This is a genomic window from Streptomyces sp. NPDC004327, from assembly GCF_042873935.1.
GTDB lineage: Bacteria > Actinomycetota > Actinomycetes > Streptomycetales > Streptomycetaceae > Streptomyces.
Window position 1 is genome coordinate 574,363 of the sequence record NZ_JBIAME010000006.1, and the last position, 24,550, is coordinate 598,912.

General features: G+C 73.1%; 27 protein-coding genes, 1 tRNA gene and 2 pseudogenes. 7 read left to right on the forward strand and 23 right to left on the reverse strand.

The window, feature by feature from the left end; genetic code table 11:
- The first annotated feature begins 27 nt into the window (after positions 1-27).
- On the forward strand, positions 28-600 hold the full coding sequence (locus ACFYU9_RS23390) for a TetR/AcrR family transcriptional regulator (RefSeq protein WP_389345872.1): 573 nt from the start codon (positions 28-30) through the stop codon (positions 598-600).
- On the forward strand, positions 597-1,463 hold the full coding sequence (locus tag ACFYU9_RS23395) for an alpha/beta fold hydrolase (protein ID WP_389345873.1): 867 nt from the start codon (positions 597-599) through the stop codon (positions 1,461-1,463). Before ACFYU9_RS23390 ends, ACFYU9_RS23395 begins: the two co-directional genes overlap by 4 nt.
- Here the strand turns inward: ACFYU9_RS23395 and ACFYU9_RS23400 are convergent.
- The 9 genes from ACFYU9_RS23400 to ACFYU9_RS23440 all read right to left on the reverse strand — a co-directional run bounded on the left by ACFYU9_RS23400 (position 1,444) and on the right by ACFYU9_RS23440 (position 7,225).
- Positions 1,444-2,175 (reverse strand): hypothetical protein, encoded by a 732-nt coding sequence (locus ACFYU9_RS23400; RefSeq protein ID WP_389345874.1) that lies wholly within the window; start codon positions 2,173-2,175, stop codon positions 1,444-1,446. The genes ACFYU9_RS23395 and ACFYU9_RS23400 overlap by 20 nt on opposite strands.
- Positions 2,176-2,235: 60 nt before the next feature.
- On the reverse strand, positions 2,236-3,195 hold the full coding sequence (locus ACFYU9_RS23405) for an RNA polymerase sigma factor SigF (protein ID WP_389210539.1): 960 nt from the start codon (positions 3,193-3,195) through the stop codon (positions 2,236-2,238).
- A gap of 235 nt (positions 3,196-3,430) precedes the next feature.
- On the reverse strand, positions 3,431-4,225 hold the full coding sequence (locus ACFYU9_RS23410) for an RNA polymerase sigma factor SigF (protein ID WP_389210537.1): 795 nt from the start codon (positions 4,223-4,225) through the stop codon (positions 3,431-3,433).
- 322 nt (positions 4,226-4,547) lie between these two features.
- Entirely contained in the window at positions 4,548-4,847 is a 300-nt protein-coding gene (locus ACFYU9_RS23415; RefSeq protein ID WP_389210535.1) for a Dabb family protein, read from the reverse strand.
- A gap of 9 nt (positions 4,848-4,856) precedes the next feature.
- Positions 4,857-5,021: a hypothetical protein gene (locus ACFYU9_RS23420; RefSeq protein WP_389210533.1), complete on the reverse strand. Its 165-nt coding sequence runs from the start codon at positions 5,019-5,021 to the stop codon at positions 4,857-4,859.
- A 397-nt stretch (positions 5,022-5,418) separates the two neighbouring features.
- A tRNA-Ser gene (locus ACFYU9_RS23425) sits at positions 5,419-5,503 on the reverse strand.
- A gap of 160 nt (positions 5,504-5,663) precedes the next feature.
- Positions 5,664-6,092, reverse strand: a complete 429-nt coding sequence (tadA, locus tag ACFYU9_RS23430) for a tRNA adenosine(34) deaminase TadA (RefSeq protein WP_389211471.1) — start codon at positions 6,090-6,092, stop codon at positions 5,664-5,666.
- A gap of 101 nt (positions 6,093-6,193) precedes the next feature.
- The gene (locus ACFYU9_RS23435) at positions 6,194-6,733 is read right to left on the reverse strand and encodes a hypothetical protein (RefSeq protein WP_389210531.1); all 540 of its coding nucleotides are present in this window, start codon (positions 6,731-6,733) and stop codon (positions 6,194-6,196) included.
- Between the two features lie 213 nt (positions 6,734-6,946).
- On the reverse strand, positions 6,947-7,225 hold the full coding sequence (locus ACFYU9_RS23440) for a hypothetical protein (protein WP_389210529.1): 279 nt from the start codon (positions 7,223-7,225) through the stop codon (positions 6,947-6,949).
- A gap of 100 nt (positions 7,226-7,325) precedes the next feature.
- Between ACFYU9_RS23440 and upp the strand changes: the two genes are divergently transcribed.
- Complete coding sequence (upp, locus tag ACFYU9_RS23445; protein WP_389210526.1) at positions 7,326-7,961, forward strand: uracil phosphoribosyltransferase; 636 nt, start codon at positions 7,326-7,328, stop codon at positions 7,959-7,961.
- 42 nt (positions 7,962-8,003) lie between these two features.
- Here upp and ACFYU9_RS23450 read toward each other — a convergent pair whose 3' ends face one another.
- A complete protein-coding gene (locus tag ACFYU9_RS23450; protein WP_389210524.1) occupies positions 8,004-8,645 on the reverse strand; it encodes a LytR C-terminal domain-containing protein in 642 nt (213 codons plus the stop codon).
- Positions 8,646-8,885: 240 nt separating this feature from the next.
- Positions 8,886-9,182, reverse strand: coding sequence for a type II toxin-antitoxin system VapB family antitoxin (locus tag ACFYU9_RS23455; protein WP_009067182.1), 297 nt, complete (start codon positions 9,180-9,182; stop codon positions 8,886-8,888).
- A gap of 110 nt (positions 9,183-9,292) precedes the next feature.
- Between ACFYU9_RS23455 and ACFYU9_RS23460 the strand changes: the two genes are divergently transcribed.
- Positions 9,293-10,912 carry a helicase HerA-like domain-containing protein gene (locus ACFYU9_RS23460; protein WP_389345876.1) on the forward strand — a complete coding sequence of 540 codons (1,620 nt, stop codon included), beginning with the start codon at positions 9,293-9,295 and terminating at the stop codon, positions 10,910-10,912.
- On the opposite strand, the gene ACFYU9_RS23465 is transcribed toward ACFYU9_RS23460, so the two are convergent.
- The 5 genes and pseudogenes from ACFYU9_RS23465 to ACFYU9_RS23485 form a co-directional block, all read right to left on the reverse strand.
- Positions 10,913-12,475 (reverse strand): M28 family metallopeptidase, encoded by a 1,563-nt coding sequence (locus ACFYU9_RS23465; protein ID WP_389210519.1) that lies wholly within the window; start codon positions 12,473-12,475, stop codon positions 10,913-10,915.
- Between the two features lie 115 nt (positions 12,476-12,590).
- The gene (locus ACFYU9_RS23470; protein ID WP_389210516.1) at positions 12,591-13,304 is read right to left on the reverse strand and encodes an HhH-GPD-type base excision DNA repair protein; all 714 of its coding nucleotides are present in this window, start codon (positions 13,302-13,304) and stop codon (positions 12,591-12,593) included.
- Between the two features lie 41 nt (positions 13,305-13,345).
- Positions 13,346-13,756, reverse strand: a pseudogene (locus ACFYU9_RS23475) (prolyl aminopeptidase); the annotation flags it as partial.
- Between the two features lie 102 nt (positions 13,757-13,858).
- The gene (locus ACFYU9_RS23480) at positions 13,859-14,437 is read right to left on the reverse strand and encodes an RBBP9/YdeN family alpha/beta hydrolase (protein ID WP_389210511.1); all 579 of its coding nucleotides are present in this window, start codon (positions 14,435-14,437) and stop codon (positions 13,859-13,861) included.
- A 112-nt stretch (positions 14,438-14,549) separates the two neighbouring features.
- Positions 14,550-15,203 carry a TetR/AcrR family transcriptional regulator gene (locus ACFYU9_RS23485; RefSeq protein ID WP_389345877.1) on the reverse strand — a complete coding sequence of 218 codons (654 nt, stop codon included), beginning with the start codon at positions 15,201-15,203 and terminating at the stop codon, positions 14,550-14,552.
- Between the two features lie 210 nt (positions 15,204-15,413).
- On the opposite strand from ACFYU9_RS23485, the gene ACFYU9_RS23490 reads away from it, so the two are divergent.
- Positions 15,414-16,157 (forward strand): sulfite exporter TauE/SafE family protein, encoded by a 744-nt coding sequence (locus ACFYU9_RS23490; protein WP_389210507.1) that lies wholly within the window; start codon positions 15,414-15,416, stop codon positions 16,155-16,157.
- Between the two features lie 7 nt (positions 16,158-16,164).
- Here the strand turns inward: ACFYU9_RS23490 and ACFYU9_RS23495 are convergent, their stop codons facing one another.
- Positions 16,165-16,452: a metal-sensitive transcriptional regulator gene (locus ACFYU9_RS23495; protein ID WP_389210505.1), complete on the reverse strand. Its 288-nt coding sequence runs from the start codon at positions 16,450-16,452 to the stop codon at positions 16,165-16,167.
- 81 nt (positions 16,453-16,533) lie between these two features.
- Here ACFYU9_RS23495 and ACFYU9_RS23500 point away from each other — a divergent pair, with 81 nt between their 5' ends.
- The gene (locus ACFYU9_RS23500; protein ID WP_389210503.1) at positions 16,534-17,118 is read left to right on the forward strand and encodes a rhodanese-like domain-containing protein; all 585 of its coding nucleotides are present in this window, start codon (positions 16,534-16,536) and stop codon (positions 17,116-17,118) included.
- A gap of 47 nt (positions 17,119-17,165) precedes the next feature.
- Here the strand turns inward: ACFYU9_RS23500 and ACFYU9_RS23505 are convergent, their stop codons facing one another.
- From ACFYU9_RS23505 to ACFYU9_RS23530, 6 genes are all read right to left on the reverse strand, one after another.
- A complete protein-coding gene (locus ACFYU9_RS23505; protein ID WP_389210501.1) occupies positions 17,166-18,407 on the reverse strand; it encodes an RNA polymerase sigma factor in 1,242 nt (413 codons plus the stop codon).
- Positions 18,408-18,414: 7 nt separating this feature from the next.
- Entirely contained in the window at positions 18,415-18,846 is a 432-nt protein-coding gene (locus ACFYU9_RS23510) for a YciI family protein (RefSeq protein ID WP_389210499.1), read from the reverse strand.
- A 76-nt stretch (positions 18,847-18,922) separates the two neighbouring features.
- A complete protein-coding gene (locus ACFYU9_RS23515; protein ID WP_389210497.1) occupies positions 18,923-19,822 on the reverse strand; it encodes an ATP-grasp domain-containing protein in 900 nt (299 codons plus the stop codon).
- Entirely contained in the window at positions 19,819-20,994 is a 1,176-nt protein-coding gene (locus ACFYU9_RS23520; RefSeq protein WP_389210494.1) for a winged helix DNA-binding domain-containing protein, read from the reverse strand. Before ACFYU9_RS23520 ends, ACFYU9_RS23515 begins: the two co-directional genes overlap by 4 nt.
- A 197-nt stretch (positions 20,995-21,191) precedes the next feature.
- Positions 21,192-22,124, reverse strand: a complete 933-nt coding sequence (locus ACFYU9_RS23525; protein ID WP_389210492.1) for an alpha/beta fold hydrolase — start codon at positions 22,122-22,124, stop codon at positions 21,192-21,194.
- A complete protein-coding gene (locus ACFYU9_RS23530) occupies positions 22,121-23,116 on the reverse strand; it encodes a DUF5937 family protein (protein ID WP_389210490.1) in 996 nt (331 codons plus the stop codon). The genes ACFYU9_RS23525 and ACFYU9_RS23530 overlap by 4 nt, the downstream gene beginning before the upstream one ends.
- Positions 23,117-23,366: 250 nt before the next feature.
- On the opposite strand from ACFYU9_RS23530, the pseudogene ACFYU9_RS23535 reads away from it, so the two are divergent.
- Positions 23,367-24,425 (forward strand): annotated as a pseudogene (locus ACFYU9_RS23535) (MFS transporter); the annotation flags it as partial.
- Positions 24,426-24,550: the final 125 nt, after the last annotated feature.

Here is a 24,550-nt window from a genome sequence, read left to right on the forward strand (position 1 = left end):
GCCTCCTCTAGGAAGTGAGGCAAAAGCATGGTGCGCGCCGGAATCACCGCCGAGCGGCTCGTCCTCGCCGCCGCCGAACTCGCCGACGAGGCCGGGTTCGACAAGGTCACCGTCTCCGCGCTCGCCCGGCGCTTCGGGGTCAAGGACGCGAGCCTGTACTCGCACGTCAAGAACCTCCGCGACCTCCGCGTCCGGCTCGCCCTCCTCGCCTCCGGCGAGATGAACGACGCCATCGGGGCGGCCGTCGCCGGGCGCTCCGGCAAGGACGCGCTGGTCGCCTTCGCGGACGCCTACCGCGACTACGCGCTCGCGCACCCCGGGCGGTACGCGGCCACCCAGCAGCGGATCGAGCTCGACGAGGTCGCCGACACGGCCGTGTTCCTGCGGGCGGTGGAGCTGACGCAGGGGATGCTGCGCGGCTACGGCCTTGCCGAGCCCGAACTGACCGACGCCGGGCGCCTGCTGCGCGCCACCTTCCACGGATACATCCACATCGAACTGAGCGGCGGCTTCGCGCACGCGCGCCCCGTCGCCGCCTCCTGGGCGCGCTCGCTCGACGCCCTGCACGAGCTTCTGCAGAACTGGGGGAACGGGGAATGACCATGGACGTGAACGCCGGCACGGTGAAGGTGCCCGGCGCCACCCTCCGCTACGAGGTCCGGGGCAGCGGACCCGTGCTGCTGCTGATTCCCGGCGGCGCCGGGGACGCCGGGCTGTTCGAGGGGATGGCGGACCTGCTCGCCGCCGCCGGGCACACCGTCGTCTCGTACGACCAGCGCGGGCTCTCGCGCAGCCCGCTCGACGGGCCGGCCGGTGACCAGCGGGTCGCCGAGTGGGCCACGGACGCCCTCGCGGTCCTGGACGACACGGCCCCGGGCGAGGAGGCTTACGTCTTCGGCAGCAGCTCCGGCGCCATCGTCGCGCTCGCACTGCTCGCCGCCCACCCGGACCGGGTCCGCCGGGTCGTCGCCCACGAGCCGCCGCTCGTCGAGCTGCTCGCCGACCCCGCCCCGTACCGCTCCCACTTCGCCGAGGTGCGCGAACTCCACCGCACCCAGGGGCTCGGGCCGGCCATGGCGCGGTTCGCCGAGACGCCCGACGGGCGGAAGCCGGACGGGCAGCGGCAGAGCGGCGAACTCCCGGCCGCCATCCGGCCGATGGCCTCCCGCATGGCGGCCAACATGCCCGTCTTCCTGGAGCACGTCCTGTGCCCCTTCTCCTCTTCCGCGCCCGACCTCGACTCACTGCGCGCCGCCGCCGGGAAGCTCGTCCTGGGCATCGGCCGGGAGAGCGGTGCTCACGAAGCGCTGGTCGGGCCGGCCCGGCGGATCGCCGAGCTGACCGGGGCCGCGACGGTCGAGTTCCCCGGCGGGCACGTGGGGTGCGTGGAGCACCCGGAGGAGTTCGCCGGGCAGCTCGTCGACGCACTCACGGCCGGGCGGCTCACTGCCAGGAGGCCGTGACCTCGCGGGTGTCGATCCGCATGCCGAGCGGCACCCGCCACGAGTCCACGCACACCGTGTAGGTACGGGTCTTCGCCGCCCCGCCCGCGATCGGGGCCGGCAGCGGCTGGCTCGAATTGACCGTGGCCCAGTCGATGCCGAGCGCGCCGATCACATGCGTGGCGAAGCCGACCGTGCCCGAACGGGCCGCCGTGCCACCGGTGTTGCGGAAGGTGACCGTCACGTTCTCGCACCAGCGCCGGTCGGTGTCGGTGAGGACCGGTGCGGAGAGGGTGAGCGCGGCGGGCGTCGGCGGCTTGGTGGTCGGTGGGCTGGTGGTGGTCGGCTGCGGCGAAGGCACGTGCGCCGGCGGCGGGGCCGGAGTCGTGACGGGTGTGGTCGGTGCCGCCCCTGACGTACGCGGCGGGGCCGGCGTGGCCCGTACCGGCGGTGGCGCCGTCGTGCTCGGAGTCGTACCACCGCCCGAACCGGACGGGGCGGGTCCCGGGGACGGGGACGTCGTGCTGGACGTCGGCTCCGGGTTCTTGGAGCCCGTCGGGTCCAGGGGCACCAGCGTCACCGCGCCCGACGGCTTCACCGCGCCCTGTGGGCCTGTCTGGCCGCCGCCGACCGCCGCGTACCCCTCGCCGTCGTCGCCCGTGCCGCACGCGGTCAGCGCTCCGCCGAGGCAGAGCGCGACCACCACGAGTCCAAGCTGCTTCCTCTGGAGCATGGCGCCAGTGTGGCTGACGGAGCGTCAGCAAGGAAGCAGAACAGGGAATTCCAGGCGGGATCAGTCCGCGATCAGGCCCTCGCGCAGCTGTGCGAGCGTCCGCGTGAGCAGCCGCGACACGTGCATCTGCGAGATGCCGACCTCCTCGCCGATCTGCGACTGGGTCATGTTCGCGAAGAACCGCAGCATGATGATCTGCCGCTCGCGGGGCGGGAGTTTGGCGAGCAGCGGCTTGAGCGACTCGCGGTACTCGACGCCTTCCAGGGCCGTGTCCTCGTAGCCGAGGCGGTCGGCCAGCGAGCCCTCGCCGCCGTCGTCCTCGGGGGACGGGGAGTCGAGGGAGGAGGCGGTGTACGCGTTGCCGACGGCGAGGCCGTCGACGACGTCCTCCTCGGACACGCCGAGCACGGCGGCGAGTTCGGGCACGGTCGGCGAGCGGTCGAGCTTCTGGGCGAGCTCGTCGCTGGCCTTGGTGAGCGCGAGGCGCAGCTCCTGGAGGCGGCGCGGGACGCGGACGGACCAGGAGGTGTCGCGGAAGAAGCGCTTGATCTCGCCGACGACGGTCGGCATCGCGAACGTCGGGAACTCCACGCCGCGTTCGCAGTCGAAGCGGTCGATCGCCTTGATCAGGCCGATGGTGCCGACCTGGACGATGTCCTCCATCGGCTCGTTGCGGGAGCGGAAGCGGGCGGCCGCGTAGCGCACGAGGGGGAGGTTGAGCTCGATGAGGGTGTCGCGGACGTAGGTCCGCTCGGGGCTGTCCTCGGCGGCGCCCTTGTCGTCGAGGGCGCGCAGGCGCAGGAACAGGGAGCGGGAGAGGGTGCGGGTGTCGATGGCCTCGGGCGTCACGACCGCCGGCGGGGCGGCGACGAGCGTCTCGTCGTGTCCCGTCGCCGTCCCGGCGCTGTCCGGGTGCTCCGGCGCGGAATCGGTGCTCTCCGCGGCGGGCGCCGTCGTCTGCGCGGGCATGGGAACGGGCGTGAGCGTGAGCACCTTCGAGCTGCCCTGTTCTGCGGACATGCCACCCCCTTGAGGTCGCGGACGGTCGTGTCGGCCACGACCATCTGAGGAACGCAGCCTCCACCTGAATACCGGCGGCAGGGCCGCGGCAAACGCGCTTCCAGCAGAATGTCACATGTCGGCAACGCGCTGTAGTGACTTGTCGACACAACGGGGGGGAATATCCGCAGGAAACAAGGGGTGTGCGGCATTTGAGAGGCCGTTGAACTACGCCAAAACGGTTTACCCGTTCCAGTTACGCCTCGATCCGATTTGCGGATCTCAGCCGGGCGAAGCTCCGGGCGAGGAGCCTTGACACGTGCATCTGCGAGACGCCCAGCTCCTGGCTGATCTGGGACTGCGTCAGGTTCGAGTAGTAACGGAGCATCAGGATCCGCTGCTCGCGCTCGGGCAGCTGGACGAGCAGGTGCCGGACGAGGTCGCGGTGCTCGACGCCGGCGAGCGCGGGGTCCTCGTAGCCGAGCCGGTCGAGCAGCCCGGGCAGCCCGTCGCCCTCCTGGGCCGCCTCCAGGGAGGTGGCGTGGTACGAGCGGCCGGCCTCGATGCAGGCGAGCACCTCGTCCTCGCCGATCTTCAGCCGCTCGGCGATCTCGGCGGTGGTGGGCGAGCGCCCGTGGGCCGTGGTGAGGTCCTCGGTCGCGCCGTTGACCTGCACCCACAGCTCGTGGAGGCGGCGCGGGACGTGGACCGTGCGGACGTTGTCGCGGAAGTAGCGCTTGATCTCGCCGACGACGGTCGGCATCGCGAAGGTCGGGAACTGCACGCCCCGGTCCGGGTCGAAGCGGTCGATGGCGTTGATCAGGCCGATCGTGCCGACCTGGACCACGTCCTCCATCGGCTCGTTGCGGGAGCGGAAGCGGGCGGCCGCGTAGCGCACGAGGGGCAGGTTGGCCTCGATGAGCGCGCCGCGCACCCGGTGGTGCTCGGCGGTGCCCGGCTCCAGGTTCTTCAGCTGCCCGAAGAGCACCTGGGTGAGCGCGCGGGTGTCGGCGCCGCGGGTGCTCTGGGGCCGGGGGCGGGGCGTGTCCACGGGGCGGGGCGGGTCCGCCGCGTGCGGGGCGTCCGGGGTCCGCGGGGGGTCCGGGGGACGGGGGGTGTCGGGGGCCCCGGCTTCGTTCTGGGGCGGGACCTGAGGCGCTGTACTGGCCGGCACGTTCACGCCACCCCTTCACGTCAACGTCGTTCGCGTCAACATCGGTCGACTCATCCGTCAAAAGCGGTCATAGCATCACAAGACATGTCCACTGTGTGCAAGCACCGCATATCGACGTGTTGAGGGTGGGTTCGACGGGTAAGAATGCGGGCCCCCCGCCGTGGTCGGCGAGGGGCCCGCAGAAGCAGAAGGCGAAAGGTCAGCCTTCGATCTCGTAGTCGGCGATGACCCACGTGGAGAACTCGCGCCACAGGGCCACACCCGCCTGGTGGGCAGGGTGGTCCAGGTAGCGCTGCAGGGCGTCCTTGTCCGCGACGGCCGAGTTGATGGCGAAGTCGTACGCGATCGGCCGGTCGGTGATGTTCCAGTCGCACTCCCAGAACGTCAGCTCGGGGATCTCCGAACCGAGGGCACGGAAGGCTTCGACGCCCGCGACGACGCGCGCTTCGTCCCGCCGCACGCCGTCGTTGAGCTTGAAGAGGACCAGATGGCGGATCACTGTCGTCTCCTAATTCACGAGCTCGGTCATGAACTGACCGACACCTTGAGCGGCGCTCGATATGCCTTCGAACCCTACCTGGACGAGTTCCGCCGCCCGGGCCGGGGACGTGATGATCGTGTACAGCACAAAGACCACGACCGCGTAGAGCGCGATCTTCTTCGCCTGCGCCATTCCGTCTGCCCCTCCCCGTGTGTCTCCCCTGTCGCCGCCCGAGGGCGGTCGCCGAGTCTAGCCGAGCACATTCTGGCCGCACCTGATCGCACCTGACCGATCCTTTATGGACCAAGGGCCCGGCGATGGGGGCCTTTTGCCGACCCCCGGAACGCTCGCGGACGAGCAGGATGGATGACGAGCCCGGCGGATCTGGCAGGAATCCAAAGGGCTGTGGAACCGGCCCTCACTGCGGGGTCCACGCCGCGAGCTTCCCCCCTGACCGCGGCGCCGGATCGGCAGGGCCGGTTCTCATCGGGGGGAGCGGCTTGCCCCCCCGACGCCGCTCCCCCCGTCCGGACCGTTCACGCATACGACGAAGGCCCGGTGTCATACGACACCGGGCCTTCAATCAGAGCGGTAGCGGAGGGATTTGAACCCTCGGTGAGTTTCCCCACACTCGCTTTCGAGGCGAGCTCCTTCGGCCGCTCGGACACGCTACCGAGAGAGAGCTTAGCCCAAAGGCGCCCAGGACTGAAATCCGTATGTCTCCGCAGGTCGGAGCGCAGGTCGGAGCGCAGGTCGGAGCGCAGGTCGGAGCGCAGATCGGAGCGCAGATCGGAGCGCAGGCTTGAGCGCAACCGAAGCCGGGTCCCGGGAGCGTCAGCGGTCGCGGAAGAAGCGGGTCAGCTGCGCCGAGCACTCCGCCTCCAGGACGCCCTGGATCACCTCGGGCCGGTGGTTCAGACGGCGGTCGCGGACCAGGTCCCACAAGGACCCGGTGGCGCCGGCCTTCTCGTCCCAGGCGCCGAACACCACCCGTTCGACCCGCGCCTGGACGAGCGCGCCCGCGCACATCACGCAGGGCTCCAGCGTCACGACGAGCGTGCAGCCGGTCAGCCGCCACTCGCCGAGCGCCGCCGCGCCCCGGCGCAGCGCCAGGACCTCGGCGTGGGCCGTGGGGTCGCCGGTCGCCTCGCGCTCGTTGTGGCCGAGCGCGAGGACATGACCGTCGGGGGAGAGCAGGACCGCGCCGACCGGTACGTCACCGGCCTGCGCGGCCCGGTCGGCCTCGGCGAGCGCACGCCGCATCGACGCGCGCCAGGGGTCCCGTACGGGATCGGGGGCGTGCTCCGGGTCTCGTACGGGATCCTCCTCCGCGCCCGTGCCCGGGCCACGTACGGCGAGCGGCACTAGCGCACGGCCTCCAGGATCTCCCCGGCGCCGATGGCGTCCGCGATCTCCCCGAGGGCGTCGCCGGTCTCCAGGCCGAGCAGGTCCCGCTCGGACATGCCGAGGTCGGCCAGGACGCGGCCCTCGCCGAGCGGACCGGCGGGCGCGATGCCGCCGTCGGCGTCCTCCGCGTCCGCGTCGGCCTCCAGGGCCTCCGGCTCGCCGTCCTCGGTGCCGTCCAGGTCCAGCTCGTCCAGCTCGTCGGACAGGGCGTCGTCGTCCTTGCCGAGGAGTTCGCCGGTGAGGATCTCCCCGTACGAGGAGCGGGCCGCGGCGGCGCCGTTCGACACGTAGACGCGGGGGTCGTCCTCGCCGTCGACGCGGACGAGGCCGAACCACGCGTCCTCCTGCTCGATGAAGACGATCACCGTCTCGCCGTCGTCGGCCGCCGACTCGCGGGCCAGGTCGGCGAGGTCCGCCAGCGTTTCCACGTCGTCGAGCTCGATGTCGCGCGCTTCCCACCCGTCTTCGGTGCGCGCGAGCAGTGCGGCGAAGTACACCTGACTCTCCCACTGATCAGAGGTGTGATGATCCGGCGGCGCGCTGCTGAGCCCCGCCCAATCGGCATCGTGACAGAAACCTCGCCCGTTGGAGAGGTCTTCGGCTCTTGCGTCGTGCATCAGTCTGAACGACGCCCGGATCGGGCGGGCGTGCGACCCCGGCGCACACAGGGGGCGCACGGACGTGCCGGCTTCCTGCTGGTCACCCGCCCGTCACCAGCGGAACGTGCGCATGCGCATCGCCTGTCGCATGCGTGCCGCCCGGGCGCGCCGGGGCTGCACGCGGTCGCGCAGCGCCTTGGCCTCGTTCAGCTCGCGCAGGAACTGGGCGCGGCGTCTGCGGCGCTCCGCGTCGGTCTCCCGGCGGGGCTCCTCGTCGGGAGCCGCCCCGCCGGGCCGGTCCTTCCCCGGGTCGCGCTCCGGGGCGCGCTCCCGGGGACGTCGAGGGTTGCGCTCCGGGTCGCGCTCCGGGTCGTGTTGCGGGTCGGGCATGGGCCACACCACCCCAGGCTGGGTTCCCTGTGCCCCCACCTTCCCTCCCCCGCGAGGGTTGACGCCAGTTCCGGCCACCGTTCCCGGCTACTGTTGAGGCATGCGTCTCCATGTTGTTGATCACCCGCTGGTCGCCCACAAGCTCACCACCCTGCGCGACAAGCGCACGGACTCCGCCACCTTCCGCCGGCTCGCCGACGAGCTGGTCACCCTGCTCGCCTACGAGGCGACCCGGGACGTGCGGACCGAGCAGGTCGACATCGAGACCCCCGTGACGCCGACGACCGGCGTCAAGCTGTCCCACCCGCGGCCGCTCGTGGTCCCGATCCTGCGCGCCGGTCTCGGCATGCTGGACGGCATGGTGCGGCTGCTGCCGACCGCCGAGGTCGGCTTCCTCGGCATGATCCGCAACGAGGAGACGCTGGAGGCGTCGACCTACGCGACGCGGATGCCGGAGGACCTGTCCGGCCGCCAGGTGTACGTCCTCGACCCGATGCTCGCGACCGGCGGCACGCTCGTCGCGGCGATCCAGGAGCTGATCCGGCGCGGCGCCGACGACGTGACCGCCGTCGTGCTGCTCGCCGCCCCGGAGGGCGTCGAGGTCATGGAGCGCGAGCTGGCGGGCACGCCGGTGACCGTCGTGACGGCCTCGGTCGACGAGCGGCTCAACGAGCACGGCTACATCGTGCCGGGCCTGGGCGACGCGGGCGACCGCATGTACGGCAGCGCCGAGTAGTCCGGGCCCGGGAGCCTTCGCCGGTTCCCGGCCGGCTCTTGGCTAGCTCTTGCAGGGCGCGGCCGGTTTCGGCTTGTTGAGCGCGATCAGCGCCGCGTCCGCCGCGGCCTTCGGGTCGAGCTGCTTGAAGGCCGTACCGATGATGAGGTCGACATCCGCCGTGGCGCGGGTGTCGACCTTCGTCGTTGCGCCCTTGAGCTGCGTACCGACGACCGAGAAGGTGCCCTTGGTGGCTCCGGGCGCGCCGAGCAGCAGGCCGGTGCCGGGGACCTTCTTGTCGTACGCGGCGGGCGCGTTGCCGACCTTGCCGATGACGAAGCCGCGCTTCTTCAGCTCGTCCGCGGTCGCCTTCGCGAGCCCGCCGCGCGGGGTCGCGTTGTAGACGTTCACGGTGATCTGGGCCGGCTTGGGCAGCGCGGCGGCGCCGGGCTGCGTGCTCGCCCTCGGAGCCGGGGCGGGCTTGCAGTCGTTCTGCTTGCCGGCTGCCGTGGTCGTCTTCTCGTCGCCGCCGGAGAAGACGTCGACGAGCTGCAGCGTCCCCCAGCCGGCCGCGCCGAGCACGAGCACGGCGGCCGCCGCCCCGAGGACGATCCTGCGCCGGCGGTGGGGGCGGCGCATGCGGGGGTAGACATCCCCCGTGATGCGGTACTTTCCGCCCATTCCGGGGGGAGTGAGCATGCTCATGAACGCAGCGTAATGCGACCCGCCGGGGATGCCTACTGGATGATCATGTGATCGCGTCCGGATGGGCGCGAAGAGACCCCGAAAGGATCAGCCGGAGGCGGTCCGGGAGCGGTCCGCGGGCCGGCAGAGGGAGCACCCGGAGGCGGTCCGGAGGTGGTTCGCAGGCGGTCCGCGGACCGGCAGGGGAGCGCCCGGAGGTGGCCCGGAGACGGTCCGGAGACCGTCCGGGAGGCCCGGGGCTCAGTCCATTTCGAGGACGCGCGCGTGCAGCACCTGGCGCTGCTGCAGCGCGGCACGCACCGCGCGGTGCAGTCCGTCCTCCAGGTAGAGATCGCCGCGCCACTTCACGACGTGCGCGAAGAGGTCGCCGTAGAAGGTGGAGTCCTCGGCGAGCAGCGTCTCCAGGTCCAGCTGGCCCTTGGTGGTCACCAGCTGATCGAGGCGGACCGGGCGCGGTGCCACGTCCGCCCACTGCCGGGTGCTTTCCCGGCCGTGGTCGGGATACGGCCGGCCGTTTCCGATGCGCTTGAAGATCACACGGAAAGCCTACCGGGCGAGCGGCTCCCGGCGCAGCCACGCGGCCCCGGTGCGAAGCTGGGGCAAAACGCATGAAACATGACCGCACGACACCATGACAGGGGTCCGTCATGACCGAGAGCGCGCAGCCCTGGGACCGGATCGCCGCCGGGTACGCCTTCGACGGAGCCGCACTCGAACTGGGGGCGGTGCTCTGGGACGGCGCCTGTCACCCGGACGCGCGGGTGCGCGTGCCGCTGCCGATGCTCAACCGGCACGGCCTCGTCGCCGGCGCGACCGGCACCGGCAAGACCAAGACCCTCCAACTGCTCGCCGAACAGCTCTCCGCCAACGGTGTGCCCGTCTTCCTCGCCGACATCAAGGGCGACGTCTCCGGCATCTCCGCGCCCGGCCAGGACGGCGGGAAGGTGCGCGAACGGGCCGGGCAGGTGGGGCAGGAGTGGACGGCGACGGGCTTCCCGTGCGAGTTCTACGAGCTCGGGGGCGACGGCGGTGCGGGCGGCGGCATCCCGATCCGGGCCACCGTCACCGGCTTCGGGCCGCTGCTCCTGTCCAAGGTGCTCCAGCTCAACCAGACCCAGGAGCAGTCGCTCGGCCTGATCTTCCACTACGCCGACACCAAGGGCCTGGAGCTCGTCGACCTCAAGGACCTGCGGGCGGTGGTCGCGTTCCTCGTCTCCGACCAGGGCAAGGCCGAGTTGAAGGGCATCGGCGGGCTCTCGACGGTGACGGCCGGCGTGATCCTGCGCGCGATCACCGCCTTCGAGCAGCAGGGCGCGGCCGGCTTCTTCGGCGAGCCGGAGTTCGACACGAGCGAGTTGCTGCGGACCGCGCCGGGCGGCGACGGACGCGGCATCGTCTCCGTACTCGAACTCCCCGCCGTACAGGACAAGCCGCACCTCTTCTCGACCTTCCTGATGTGGCTGCTCGCGGACCTGTACGGGGACCTGCCCGAGGTCGGCGACCTCGACAAGCCCAAGCTGGTGTTCTTCTTCGATGAGGCGCACCTGCTCTTCAACGGGGCATCGAAGGCGTTCCTGGAGTCGGTCACGCAGACCGTGCGGCTCATCCGCTCCAAGGGCGTCGGGATCTTCTTCGTGACGCAGACCCCGAGGGACGTGCCCGCGGACGTCCTCGCCCAGCTCGGCAACCGGGTCCAGCACGCGCTGCGCGCCTTCACCCCGGACGACGCGAAGGCGCTGAAGGCGACCGTGCGGACGTTCCCGAAGTCGGCGTACGACCTGGAGGAGGTGCTGACCGGGCTCGGTACGGGCGAGGCGGTCGTCACCGTGCTCAGCGAGAACGGCGCCCCGACGCCGGTCGCGGCGACCCGGCTGCGCGCGCCGCAGTCGCTGATGGGCCCGGTCCCGGCGGCCGACCTGGCGGCGGCGGTGAAGGCCTCGCCGCTGTACGGGCGGTACGCGCAGGCGGTGGACCGGGAGTCGGCGTACGAGAAGCTGACGGCGGAGCAGCGGGCGGCGGAGGCGGCGGCCGAGCAGGCCGTGGCCGAGAAGGAGGCCGGGAAGCAGGCCGGGAAGGAGCCCGGGAAGGAGCCCGGGAAGGAGGGAGCGAGGGCTCCCAGGGCGCCGGAGCAGCCGCAGGAGGAGCCCTCGCTCGTCGAACAGGTGGTGGGAAGCGGCCTGTTCAAGTCCCTGGCGCGGTCGGTCGGCACCCAGCTGGGCCGGGAGATCTCCCGTTCGCTGTTCGGGACCGCGCGCCGTAAGCGGTGACTACTGGGTGACGTCGTCGCCGTCGGCGTGCAGGCCGCCGCCGCTGCCCGCGTCGCCGGTGGTCGGTGTGAAGGCCACCGGGCGGGTGAGGGAGCTGATGTCGTGGGCGTAGGTGCCCACGGCGTTGGCGATGACGTCGATGTTGACGTCGAAGGCGTGCATGTCGATGTTGGTGATGTCGTCGCCCTTGGCGTGGTAGTTCACGTCGTACGCGACGCCCGCCGTGCCGCCGTACTTCGCCGCCTGCGCGGCGGTCTTGAGGCCCTCGGCGCCGGTGAAGGTGCCGCCGGAGGGGATGCCGACCTCGATGAACGGGCCGTAGTCGGAGCGGCCGGTGAAGTCGGTGCCCTCGTGCGGGGTGCCGTTGCGGTCCATGAAGTCGGTGATGTCGCGCTCCAGTTGCGCGGAGCCCTTGGGGCCGGCGCCCGCGCCGACGCCGTCGGAGTCGTCGCCGTCGTAGACGAACAGCCCGTAGTTCGGCGAGGCGATCATGTCGAAGTTGAGGTAGAGCTTGATCTCCTTCTTGCCGAGGTCCGTGAGGTTCGCGACGTAGTGCTCGGAGCCGAGCAGGCCGTTCTCCTCGGCGGACCACCAGGCGAAGCGGATCTTGTTGCGGACCTTGCCGAGCTCCTTGGTCTTCGACAGCTCCAGGGCGGTCTGGAGGAGGCCGGCGGAGCCGGAGCCGTTGTCGTTGATGCCGGGGCCGGCGGTGACGGAGTCGAGGTGGGAGCCGAGCATCACGGTGTTGGCGGCGTTGCCGCCGGGGGTCTCCGCGATGACGTTGTTGGTGGAACGCTTCTCCTGGAGCTGGCGCACCTCGAAGGAGAGGCTGACCGGGCCCTTGGCGAGCTCGGCGGTGAGCTGCTCGCCCTCGGCCTGGGAGAGGCCCGCGGTCGGGATCTTCACGCCGGCCGGGTCGCCGAGGGTGCCCGAGAGCGCGCCCGCGGTGTTGTTGTAGATGATCGCGCCGACGGCGCCGGCCGCGGCGGCGTTCGCCTGCTTGACGAGGAAGGTGCAGCCGCCGCGCTTGATCAGCGCGACCTTGCCGGTGAAGGCGCCGGCGGCGAAGTCGCCCGGCTCGCAGCCGTTGCTGCCGTCGGCGTCGACGGGGGCGGCGGCGAGGTCGGCCCTGACGCCGCCGACCGGGGTGGAGGCGGTGTACGTCATCGCGTGCAGGCCGAGGTCGCGGGCCGGCGTGGCGGAGGTGACGGTGGCCTTCTCGGCGAGCGTCTGCGTGAAGACGAAGTCGAACTTCTGGTACGTGACGGCGTAGCCGGCCTTCTTCAGCTGCGTGTAGACGTACGCGGCGGAGGCGTCGTGGCCGAGGGTGCCGGCCGCCCGGTTGCCGCCGGCGGAGTCGGCTATCGCCTGGAGCTTCTGCAGGTGCTTGTACGCGTCCTCGGCGGACGTCGCGCGGACCAGCTTCTTCGACAGCCGGGCGGCGTCCCGGGCCTCGGCGGCCCCGGGTGCGGGGGAGGCGGTGGCGGGCGCGGCGAGCACCAGCGGGGTGGCGAGTGCGGCTGCGGCGAGGACGGCGGCGGCCCTGCGCTGGGATGCGTTCACAGAAGTCCTTCCCGATGTGGTCGAGGTTGAGGGGAAGTTAGCGACCTTGAGGTGGTTCTGTGAACACGTCCGACACAATTCCTGTCAGGTAGAACAGGATTGACATCTGGAATTATCAATTCACTCCACTTTTCCCGGACTTTGCCGAGCCGGCCGTCTTTGCCGACGTGGACGGCGTGGACGGCGTGGACGACTTGGCCGTCTTTGCCGACGTGGCCGATTTCGCGGCCTTGGCAGCAGCCTTCATCTCCTGCTTGTGCGCCCGCACCTTCGCCAGTGATTCCGGCCCGGTGATGTCGGCGGCCGAGCGGTAGCAGTCGTCCTCCCCGTACGGGCCCGCCGCCTCCCGCCAGCCCTTCGGCCGCACGCCGTACTGCTTGCCGAGCAGCGCCAGGAAGATGCCCGCCTTCTGCTTGCCGAAGCCGGGCAGCGCCTCCAGACGGGCGCGCAGCTCCTCGCCCGTGGCCGCGTCCCGCCACACCGCCTCCGCCTCGCCGCCGTACTCGTCGACCAGGAAGCGGCACAGCTGCTGGATCCGCTTGGCCATGGAGCCCGGGTAGCGGTGCACGGCCGGCTTCTGCGAGAGCAGCGCGGCGAAGGCCTCCGGGTCCTGCGCGGCGATCTCGCCCGCGTCGAGGTCGTCGCGGCCCATGCGGGTCGCGATCGTGTACGGACCGGAGAACGCCCACTCCATCGGCACCTGCTGGTCGAGGAGCATGCCGACGAGCGCGGCCAGCGGGGAGCGTGCGAGGAGCGCGTCGGCGTCGGGCTGCTGGGCGAGGTGGATCGCGGGGTGCTGGGGGTTCGTGGGGCGGCTGGTGGGGCTCATGTCCCGATCATCGGGTCGGGCGACCGGGCCCGCCCGGTGGGTCACTCCTCCGGCGCAGCCCGGGCGGGGCGTTCGGGCGCGAAGCGTTCGAGGGCGGTGAGCAGATGGCGGCGGGTCTCCTCGTCGCCGAGGTGGCCGGCCGCCTCGACGACGTGCAGCTCGGCGTCCGGCCAGGCCCGGGTCAGCTCCCAGGCGGTGGCCGGCGGCCCGGCCATGTCGAGCCGGCCGTGCACCAGCACGCCCGGGATGCCGGCGAGCCGGTGCGCGTCCCTGATCAGGGCGCCCTCCTCCAGGAACGCGCCCCGGGCGAAGTAGTGCGAGCAGATCCGTACGAGGCCGAGCCGGGCGTCGTCGGCGCGGTCGCCGTACGGGGTGCCCTGGCCCTCCATCGACAGGACGGCGTCCTCCCAGGCGCACCAGTCGTTCGCCGCCCGCGCCCGTACCGCCGGGTCCAGTGGACGCGGTTGCCGTCGCCGACGTCGAGCATGCCCTCGTCGTACGGGGCGAGGCCGGGAAACGGCTCGGGAGGCGGCTCGGCGGTCATCCGTCCGACGCTAGCGGTTGCCGCCCACCCGCACCTCGGCGTTTTCGCACCAGGCGAGCACATCCGGCCATTCCCCGTACCCGGTGTCGGGGTTGAGGTGCCCGCCGCCGGGGACGTGGTCGACGTCGAGACCGAGCGGGGTGCCGTAGGGGACGTCGGCGCCCTCGGGGCAGTACGGGTCGCCGTCCCCGTACACGAGCCGGGCGTTCCTCATGTCGAGACCGGTGAGCTCCAGGCCGTCGGCGAAGCCGGCGATCTCCGGAATCGAGGCCGTGACCTGCGGCGACGGCGGCGCGACGAGCAGCACCCGGTCCGCGGCGGGCGCCCGTCCGGCGGCTACCGCGCGCAGCCACAGCAGTACGCCGAGGCTGTGTCCGAGTACGACGAACTCGCCCTCGCCGGCCGGTCGTTCGCCGTGCTCCTCCAGGGCGTCCAGCCAGTCGGCGAGCCGCGGCGCGTCGGGCTCGGGCAGTTGCGGATAGCGCACCTCGTGCCCGCGCTCGCGCAGCGCGCCGGCGAGCCAGTGCTGCCAGTGGCCGGGCGGGCGGTGGTTCTGGAAGCCGTGGAGGATGAGGAACGTGGTCGTCATGGCCTGATCATGCGCGGCGGGCGCGGGGCCGGTCCAGACGTTCCGGGTGCTGGACCTCGGCGGCCCGGGGGCGGGGCGCGCCTGCGGATGGGCCCGGCCCGGCACGCGCGGCTCAGGCGCTGCGCAGGCTGAGCAACTCCCGTACGCCCGTCTTCAGTTCCTCCGCGGACAGCCGCTGCTCCTGGGACAGGTGGTGCATCAGGCTCGGCGAGAACGGGGCGAGGAGGAGGTGGGCCAGGAGCGGGGCGTTCGCGGTGGGGCGGGACTGGGTGACCAGCATCGTGACGTGGGCGTGCGTCGCCAGGTAGGCGCCGCTGGTGTAGCGGGCGCTGGGGGCGGCGGTCTGGGCCGCGAGGAGGATCGCGCGCTGTTCGACGACGCGGTCGACGAGGGCGTCGAGGAAGGCGTCGAGGCGCTCGGCGGCGGGCGCGCCGGGGCCGAGCGGGGGCGGGCCGCTCAGATACGCCTCCTGGAACTGCCGCTCGCGGTCGTCGAGCAGGGCCCACAGCAGCTGGGAGACGTCGCCGAAGCGGCGGTAGACGGTGCCCACGCCGATGCCGCTGGCGTGCGCGACCTGGTTCATGGTGACCGCCTCGGGGCCCGAGTCGGCGACGATGCGGGCGGCGGCGTCGAGGATCCGGCGGCGGTTGCGGGCGGCGTCGGCGCGCTCGGGGGCGGGGGCGCCGGCGGTCGGCAGCAGGCTGAGCAGCGGCGCGGGCGGCCGGGGCGTCGGCCCGCCGTCGGCCTGCGGTTTCTTGGTGCCCATCTGCTGCTGCCTGCCTCTCCGGCCTGTCCCCCTCGGTCGTTTCCTGTCTCAGAGCATACCCGCCCCCTGATCAAAACGGATTGCTATCCGCTTACCCCTCCGCCGCCTCGGGATTACATACCCCCGGGGGTACTTCTGTTATCGTCGGCAAGGTCGGATGTATACCCCGGGGGGTAATGAGGGTTTCTTGTTCCTGGAAGGAGAACGGGCGTGTTGGTGACCGTGACCGCCCTCGCGGCCGGCGCCGTCGTCGGGCTCGCGCTCGGGGCGCTCGGCGGAGGCGGCAGTGTGCTCGCCGTCCCGGCCCTGATCTATCTGCTGGGCTTCACGCCGACCGCCGCCGCCACCGCGAGCCTGCTCATCGTGCTCGCGACCTCCGCGACCGCGCTGTACGGGCACGCCCGCGACGGCCAGGTGCGCTGGCGCACGGGCGCGGTCTTCGCCGCGGCCGGCCTCGTACCGGCCGCGCTCGGCGGACTGCTCGCCGCACGGCTGCCGGAGTGGCTGCTGACCGTCGGCTTCGTGGCGGTGGCGGGATTCGCGGCGGTACGGATGGTCCGCCGCGCCCCGGCGGCCGAGGCGGTACGGCGCTCGGGCCCCGCGGTCGCGGGTGCGGGCGCCGGGCTCGGCGCGGTCACCGGCGTGCTCGGGGTGGGCGGCGGTTTCCTGACCGTGCCCGCGCTCGTCCAGGTCGTCGGCCTGCGGATGCGCCCGGCCGTCGGCACGAGCCTGCTCGTCGTCGCCGTCAACGCGCTCGCCGCGCTGCTCGCCCGCTCGGGGACCGCCGCGCCGCTCGACTGGGCGGTCGTCGCACCGTTCGCGGGGGCGGCGGTGCTCGGCGCGTGGGACGGCCGGCGGCTGGCCACCCGGATACCGGCCGAGAGGCTGCGCCGGGCCTTCGGGTTCCTGCTCCTCCTGGTGGCCGCCCTGATGCTCGTCGACCTGCTGCTCTAGGCCGGTCCTAGGCCAGCGACAGGAAGAGCTTCTCCAGCCTGGCCCGCATCTGGTCGGGGTCCTCGCCGGTCCTGCGCCCGTTCTCCATGTCCGTGAGGCACTGCTGGAGACCGGTCGCGATGATCGCGAACCCGGCCCGGTCCAGGGCCCGGGAGGCGGCGGCCAGCTGGGTCACGACCTCCTCGCAGTCGCGACCCTCCTCGATCATCCGGATGACTCCGGAGATCTGTCCCTGCGCCCGGCGCAGCCGGTTCAGTACGGCCTTCAGCTCGGCGCCCGCGAGATCCAGTTCCACGACCACTCCTCCACAGATACCCCAGGGGGTAATTTACTCCCCGCCTCGGGGTCCCGTCGAAGACCAAGGATGACACCTGCCATGACCCTCACCACCGCCCTCGACGCCGACCAGGCCCACGCCCGCCTCGCCGAGCTGACCGTCGTCGACGTCCGCAGCCCCGCCGAGTACGCCGGCGGCCACGTCCCCGGCGCCCTCAACGTCCCGCTCGACCGCCTCGACCAGGCCGTCCCCGCCCTCAAGGAGGCCGCCGCCCGCGGCGCGCTCCTCGTCGTCTGCCAGTCCGGCAACCGCTCCCGCACCGCCTGCACCCGCCTCGCCGCCCAGGGCATCCCCACCCTCGACCTGACCGGCGGCACCGCCGGCTACGCCACCCGCGGCCACACCCTCGCCCGCCCCGCCGGCGCCCCCGCCCGCACCCCCTGGGCCATGGACCGCCAGGTCCGCCTCACCGCCGGCACCCTCGTCCTGGTCGGCCTCCTCCTCGCCCTCCTCGTCCACCCCGCCTTCCAGCTCCTCTCGGCGGCCATCGCCGGCGGCCTCGTCTTCTCGGCCCTCACCAACACCTGCGGCATGGCGGCGATGCTCGGCAAGCTCCCCTACAACCGCGCCACCTCCTGCGGCATGGACCTGAACACCACCCTGACCCGCCTCCGCAACGGCTGACGCCACCGAAGGCCGCCCGCAAAGGGCGGCCTTCGGTGGCCCGGGCGTCACGGATCGAGTCGGGCCGCCCGCATCTGCAGGTAGCGCCGTTCCGGGAGGCTCGCGGTCGCGCGGGCGGCGGTGCGGTAGGCGGCGGCCGCGGCTTGGTGGGCGCCGGTGCGTTCGAGGAGGTGGGCGCGGACGGCGGGGAGGCGGTGGGCGGTCACCGGGGTGGGGAGGCGGGGTTCGAGGGCGGTGAGGGCGGTCAGGGCCGCCTGCGGGCCGTCGACCATCGCGAGCGCGACCACGCGGCCGAGCTCCGCCATCGGGTCGCCCGGGAGCTTGGTGAGGAGGACGTCGTAGAGGGCGAGGATCTGGGGCCAGTCGGTGCGGGCCGGGTCCGGGGCCTCGTCGTGGAGGGCGGCGATGGCGGCCTGGAGCTGGTACGGGCCGGGCGGGCCCTCCGTCAGGGCCTCCTCGACCAGGGCGGTGCCCTCCGCGATCGCCGGCCGGTCCCAGCGGGAGCGGTCCTGCTCGTCGAGCGGGACCAGCTCGCCCTCCGGCCCCGTGCGGGCCGCGCTGCGGGCCTCGGTCAGCAGCATCAGGGCCAGCAGCCCGGTCACCGCGCCCTCGCGGGGCAGCAGCCGCCGGACCGCCCGGGTCAGCCGGATGGCCTCGCGGGCCAGGTCGGCGCGGTGCAGGGCGGGTCCTGCGGTGGCGGTGTAGCCCTCGTTGAAGATCAGGTACAGGACGTGGAGCACCGAGTCCAGGCGGGCGTCCCGGTCCTCGGGGCGGGGCGGGCGGAACGGGTGGTCCGCCCCGGTCGCCCGCAGCCGCGCCTTCGCCCGGCTGATCCGCTGCGCCACCGTCGCCTCGGGCACCAGGAACGCGTGGGCGATCTCCGCCGTCGTCAGCCCGCCCACCGCCCGCAGCGTCAGCGCGATCCTCCCCGGCGGCGGCAGCACCGGATCGCAGCACAGGAAGAGCAGCGTGAGCGTGTCGTCGTCGGCCGGCGCCGCCCGTACCTCGCGCGGTTCGAGCCGCAGCGCCGTCTCCTCGCGCCGCGCCCGCGCCTCCTCCGACCGCAGTGCGTCCACCAGGCGCCGCGACGCCACCCGGATCAGCCAGCCGCGCGGATTGCCCGGCACCCCGTCCCGCGGCCACTGCCCGGCGGCGGCGAGCAGCGCCTCCTGCACGGCGTCCTCGGCGGCGTCGAAGTGCCCGTAGCGGCGCACGAGCGCGCCGAGGACCTGCGGCGCGTGCAGCCGCAGCAGGTCCTCGACGGCGTACGGAGGAGTCAGAGGAGCCAAAGGGGGATCAGCCCTGCCCGGCCAGCAGGTCCGCCCCGCCCCGCTCGTCGATCTGCCGGATCACCACCGGATACACCGGCGCCCCGGCCGGCTGCGGGCAGCTCGCCGCCCGCGCCGCGATCTCGGTCACCCGCTCCAGGCTCTCGCAGTCGACGATCCAGTACCCGGCGAGCACCTCCTTCGTCTCCCCGTACGGCCCGTCCGTGACCACCGGCCGCCCCGTGCCGTCGACGCTGACGAACCGGGTCCGCCCGGGCTCGACCAGACCCTGCGCGTCGACCAGCTCCCCGGTCTCGGCGAGATCGTCGTTGATCGCGTTCATGTGCGCGAACATCGCCTTCAGGTCCTGCTCGCTCCAGGCCGGGCTGTGCGCGGACGCCTTCCCGATCATGGCGTCGTAGTCGGCCTGTGCGCCCTGCACCATCACCAGGTACTTCATGACGTTCTCCTCGTCCGGAGGGTGTGCTGTGGTTCTTTCACAGGGGACGTCGGAGCCGGGCCGGGTTTCTCGACACTCAGCCCGATGCCTCCCGCGATGTCACCCGGAGGAACGAACGGTCCCGCTCCGCGACCCGCTCGCGCGGGCCCGCCGCGCGCAGGACGACGTCCAGGACCGCGTCGGGGTCCGCCGCGTAGCACTGGGCGAACCACGCCATGTTCGCCTCCACCACCGCCCACCCGCCGTCCTCCAGCGGGCCCGCGTCCACGACCACCGCGCTCGGCAGCGAACCGCCCGCCGCCGCGAGCAGCTCCGCGCCGAAACGGCGGGCGTCCGGCGTCAGCGGCCCGGGGTCGAGGCGCCCGTGCACGGCGTACCGGCTGCCCGTCACCACCTGCCCGTCGAGGACGAAGAGGCGGTACTCGGCGGTGAAGGTCACCGGGTCCGAGACGAGGACCGGGGTGTGCGGGGGCAGGGTGCGCGCGAGGTCGGAGAAGCCGCGCTCGGGGTCGCCGTACACCCCCGGCCGGAACGACTTGTCCGACGGCGGCTTCAGGAACACCGGCGCGAACACCTCGCGGCAGACGGAGGAGAACGGCTCAAGGGTGATCCGGCGCCGGGTGAACTCCCGCGGCAGCTCCGTCAGCCAGCCGTCCGGCGGCTCCAGGAGCCCGAGCCCGAGCGGCCCGGCGACCTTGTCGGCGAGCAGCGGCCCGCCCTGCCAGTGCACGGCCTCGCCCGGGCCCGCGACCCGGTCGGCCGGCCGCCCGTCGAACACCCGGGTCGCCATGCCGCGGCGCCGGGCGGCCTCGGTGAGCAGGAGGGCGGTGGAGGTGCGCTGGGCGGATATGAGGAGGAGGTCGGTGTGGGAGTTGGTGTCGGTGGCGGCGTCGGTGTGGCTGTGGCTGTCGGTGTCGGTGCCGGTGCCGGTGCCGGTGCCGGTGGAGGTGTCGCTGTCGCTGTCGGTGGCGGTCATGCGGTGAGCTCCCTTTCGAGCGGGGTGCGGAAGCGCGGCGTGATCCGGACGTCGCCGACCCAGCCGGCCAGCCGGGCCGCCTCCGCCTCCACCGCTCGTACGGCGTCCTTGCCGAGGCCGGTGAGCAGCCGCCAGACGATCTCGCCGTCGGCGCGCTGCGCCCAGCCGCCCACGATCCGGCCGTCCCACCACACCGTCGGGCCGATGTTCCCGCTCCGGTCGAAGAGCGGGGCACGGTGGGCCGGGTCGAGGTACCAGTCGCGGGACTGCCAGCCCATCGCCGTCGGGTCGAGCGCCGGCAGCAGCGCCGCCCAGGGTTCGTCGGGCACGGCCACGGGACCGAGGTCGCCCGGCAGGACGAAGCCCGTGCCCTCCGCGAGCCCGACGCGCTCCGCTCCGAGCGCGGCCAGCGCCCCGCGGACGTCCGTCACCTTCCAGCCCGTCCACCACTTCAGGTCCGCCTCCGTCGCCGGGCCGTACGCCGCCAGCCAGTGGCGTACGAGTTCCGCGCGGGCCTCGGCAGCCGGCAGGTCCTCGTGGGCCGGGAGCAGCGACCAGCGGAAGCGGCTCGACGTCCAGCCGCCCTGCGGACGGCCGCGGGCGATACGGCCCTCCATGCCGAGGACGCGCAGGAGCCGGCTGGAGACGGACTGCGGGCCTTCCTGGCTGGTGCCGACGCCGTACACGAACTGTGCCCGCAGGCGCGGTACGGCCGCGCCGAGTTCGGTGCCCGTGGCCTCGCCGCGGGCGGCCAGCTCGGCCAGGACCTGGTGTTCGGTCTCGGCGAGCCAGGCCTCGTCGTAGTCGCTGCCGGCGGCCAGGTGCTTGACGAGCGTGGTGCGTTCGCGGGCGGAGGCCGCGTCGGCGGTGGAGGAGTGGACGACGGCGGCGAGCGCGGAGGGCACGACGAAGACGGTGTGCCGCATGCCGTGCATCCGGATCAGCGTGCGCTCCTCGTACAGCGCCCGCTCCACCTCCGCCACCGGGTCCCGGCCGGCCGCGAGCCGCGCGCCCGCCGCCAGGAACACCGTCGCCGGGTCGGTCGCGTGCAGAGCCACCAGCGAACCGGCGACCTCCTCCGCCGTCGCCGCCCGCGCGGCCCCGGCCAGCCGGTGCCGCACCGCGAGCCGGGCCCGCCGCTCGTCCGTACCGATCACCCTCGTGTCAGCCATGGGGCCAAGCATGGCCTCAGACCGTCGCGAAGTCCGCCGAGCAGGCCGCCCGAGTGTCCGCCGGGATGTTCGCTGGGATCTCCGCCGGGCAGGCCGCCGGAGTGCCCGCTGGGATGCCGTCGGAGTGTCCGCCGGATGCCGCCGGGATGTTCGCCGCGATGTCTGCCGGGATGTACGCCCGGATGCCCGCCGGGGTGTCAGCCGGCGGCGGCCTCCGCACGGGCCTCCGCACCGGCTTCGGCAGGGACTCCGGTAGGGATCTCGGCAGGGACTCCGGCAGGGACTTCGGCAGGGACTTCGGTGAGGAATCCGGCGACGAGGGAGTGGAGCACGTCCGGCCGTTCCAGGTGCAGGTCGTGGCCGGTGCCGGGCAGGCAGACGCCCCGCAGCCGCCCGGGCTGCCGCCGCGCCATCGCGTCGTACTGCTCCGCCTCGATGATCCCGTTCTGGCCGAGCACGGAGAGGACGGGCACGTCGATCGCCGCCCACTCCTCCCACCAGGCCCGACCGGCGTTCTCGGCGAGCGAGGCGATCAGCACCTCGGGGTCGAATCGGGGCCACAGTCCGCCGTCCCGTTCCTCGAGGCCGTCCGCCCAGCCCTCCCCTACGGGGCCGGGGCCGCCGCCGAGATGGGTGACGGCCGCCTCGCGCGTCGGGAACGGCACCGGCCACGCCTTCAGCCAGCCGCCGATCTCCGCGAGCGCCTCGGGCGTGGTGCCGCCGGGCCCCGCCTCGACGAGGACGGCGCCGGAGATCCGGTCGGAGTGCGCGCCGGCCGCCAGCAGGGCGGCGTGGCCGCCGTACGACTGGCCGATCAACACCGGCTTCTCGAAGCCGAGTTGTTCGCACACCTCGATGATGTCGGCGACGTACGCGGCCCGCGAAACGTCCTTCGGCCGCCGCTCGCTCGCGCCGTGACCGCGCTGGTCGAGCGCGACGACCCGGTGTCCGTCGGCGCGCAGGAGCCGGGCGAGCGCGTCCCATTCGCCGACGTGCCCGGCGAGCCCGTGCAGGAGCAGCAGGGGCCGCCCCGCCCCGCCCCAGTCGCGCAGGGAGAGCCGTGACCCGTCCCGTACGAGAAGCGTCCGGTCGGTCCAGGTCGGGTGGGTACGGGTATCGGTGCTGGTCACACGGGCTCCTTGGCGGGGCAGAGCAGCGCGTCGGCGACGGCGGTGCGGGCGTAGAGGACGGACCGGCCGCTGCGGTGGGCGGTGACCAGGCCGGCGTTGCGAAGCGCGATGAGGTGCTGGGAGACGGCGGGCGCCGAGAGCCCGAAGACGGCGGCGAGCCGGGTCGTCGAGGCGGGCGTGTCGAGCTCGGTGAGCAGCAGGGTGCGCGAGCGCCCGAGCACGGCGGCGACGGCGTCGGTGGCGGCGGTCGTGGTGCGGGGCTCCCACAGGTTGCCGATCCCGCGTGCCGGATAGGCGAGTTGGGGCGGGTCGGGGGTGACGGAGCGGGTCAGGACCTTCGGCCAGGCGAACGCGGACGGGATCAGCAGCAGCCCGGACCCCGCCCGGTCGCGGGTGAGGCCGCAGGCGTGCCAGACGAGCCGCAGGGTGTCGTCGTCCCACCGCACGGTCTCGTGGAGTTCGCCCAGCACGCGCGCCGAACCGTGCTCGGCGACCTGCCGTGCGCGGTGGAAGACATCGGCTTCGAGGAGGGTGCGGATGCGGGCCCAGTAGGGGGCGAGGGCGAGTTCCCAGTAGGTGCCGATCTCGTCGCAGAGCCGGTCGAGGTCGACGCCGGAGGGTGCGGCGCGGATGCCGTGGTCCCGCTGGAGGACGGCCAGGTCGTGGGCGATCCGGTCCGCCGGGGTGCGCCGGATGGCGTCGAGTTCGGTGCTCAGGGCGATGAAGGGGGCGGTGGGGGTGGGGTTCAGGAAGTCGGCGAGGTAGCCGTGCGCCGGGATCAGCGCGGCGAGCTGCCCCCGATCGAGCCCCGCGCGCTGGAAGCGGGGCCGGACCTGGTCGATCCAACGGCGGTGCAGTGGATGGCTGTTGGCGCCGCGCAGCAGCTGCCGGAAGCTGGTGACGACCTCCCACATGGGCGAGACGGCGAAGCGCGTCTGCGCGAGGTCGGCGGCGGAGAAGACGAGCCCGGCTTCCATGCGTACCTCCGTCATGCTTGCCTCCGTCAGAGGTCCCTGGCAGGGGTGTCCCTTGCAGCGGCGTCCCCCGGCAAGGTGTCCCCGGCATGCGAACCCCTGTGCCCCGTATGACCCGTGCCCCGTATGACCCGTGCCCCGTACGGCCCGTGGCCGTGCGGCCCGTGGAACGTACGCACCGTGCCCCGTATGCCCCCCACTACGGGCGTGGATTCGGTCTGAGCTTAATCATTGGAGGGCGGTGCGGGCAGAGGAGCACGCTCCCGGCATGCCCAGGCTGCCCCGCTCCTTCAGAGACCTCCCGCCCGTCGTGTGGACGATCTTCGCCGGCACGGTCGTCAACCGACTCGGCTTCCTCGTCACGCCCTTCCTCGTCTTCATCCTCGCCTCGCGCGGGGTGACCGGCACCGACACCACCTACGTCCTCGGCGCGCTCGGCGCCGGCAACCTCCTCGGCCCGGCCGTCGGCGGCGTCCTCGCGGACCGCATCGGCCGACGTCCCACCATGCTCATCGGTCTCGTCGGCTCCGCGGTGGCGCAGGGCGCGCTGTTCGTGGCGCCCGGCGTGTGGCCGATGGCCGCCGCCGCGCTGCTGGTCAGCGCCTGCGGCATGGTCGTCTCGCCGGCCGCGTTCGCCCTGATGGCCGACGCCGTCGACGCCGAGCGCCGGCAGCGCGCGTACGCCCTCTTCGGCTGGGGCGTGAACCTCGGCACGGCGGTCGCGGGCGTGCTCGGCGGCCTGCTGGCGGCACAGGGCTACTGGCTGCTGTTCGCGGTCGACGCGGGAACGATGCTGCTGTACGCGGTCGTCGTCGCGACCCGGCTCAGCGAGCCGGCGCGTCCTCCACGGCCTGTGGACAAGACCGGCGGTGACGGCGGTGACGGCGGCATCGGCTACGGCGTCGTGTTCCGCGACCGTCTCGCCCTCGTCCTCCTGCCGCTCTTCGGCGTCCAGCTCTTCGTCTACTCCCTCACCGAGGTCGCCCTGCCGCTCGCCGTCCACGACAGCGGCCTGCCGCCCGCGGTGTACGGCGCGATGGCGGCGGTCAACGCCGTCTTCGTCGTGGCCCTCCAGCCCTTCAGCGTCGCCCGTCTCTCCCGGCTGCCCCGGCTTCCGGTGCAGGCCGCCGGCAGCGCGCTCATCGCGGTCGGCGTGGCCCTGACCGGCCTGGCCGACGGCATCGTCGGCTTCACGGTCTCGGTCGTCGTCTGGTCCCTCGGCGAGGTCGTCGTCTCCGGCATCGCCGCGACGATCTTCTCCAACCTCGCCCCGGCCCACGCCCGCGGCCGCTACCAGGGCGCCTTCAGCTGGACCTGGGGCGTCGCCCGCTTCGCCGCGCTCACCCTCGGCGTCACCGTCTACACGAGCCTCGGCCCCGCCGCGCTCTGGTGGTCGGCGCTGCTCGCCGGCCTCGGTGCGGCGGCCGGAACGCTGGCCCTGGCGGGCCGGCT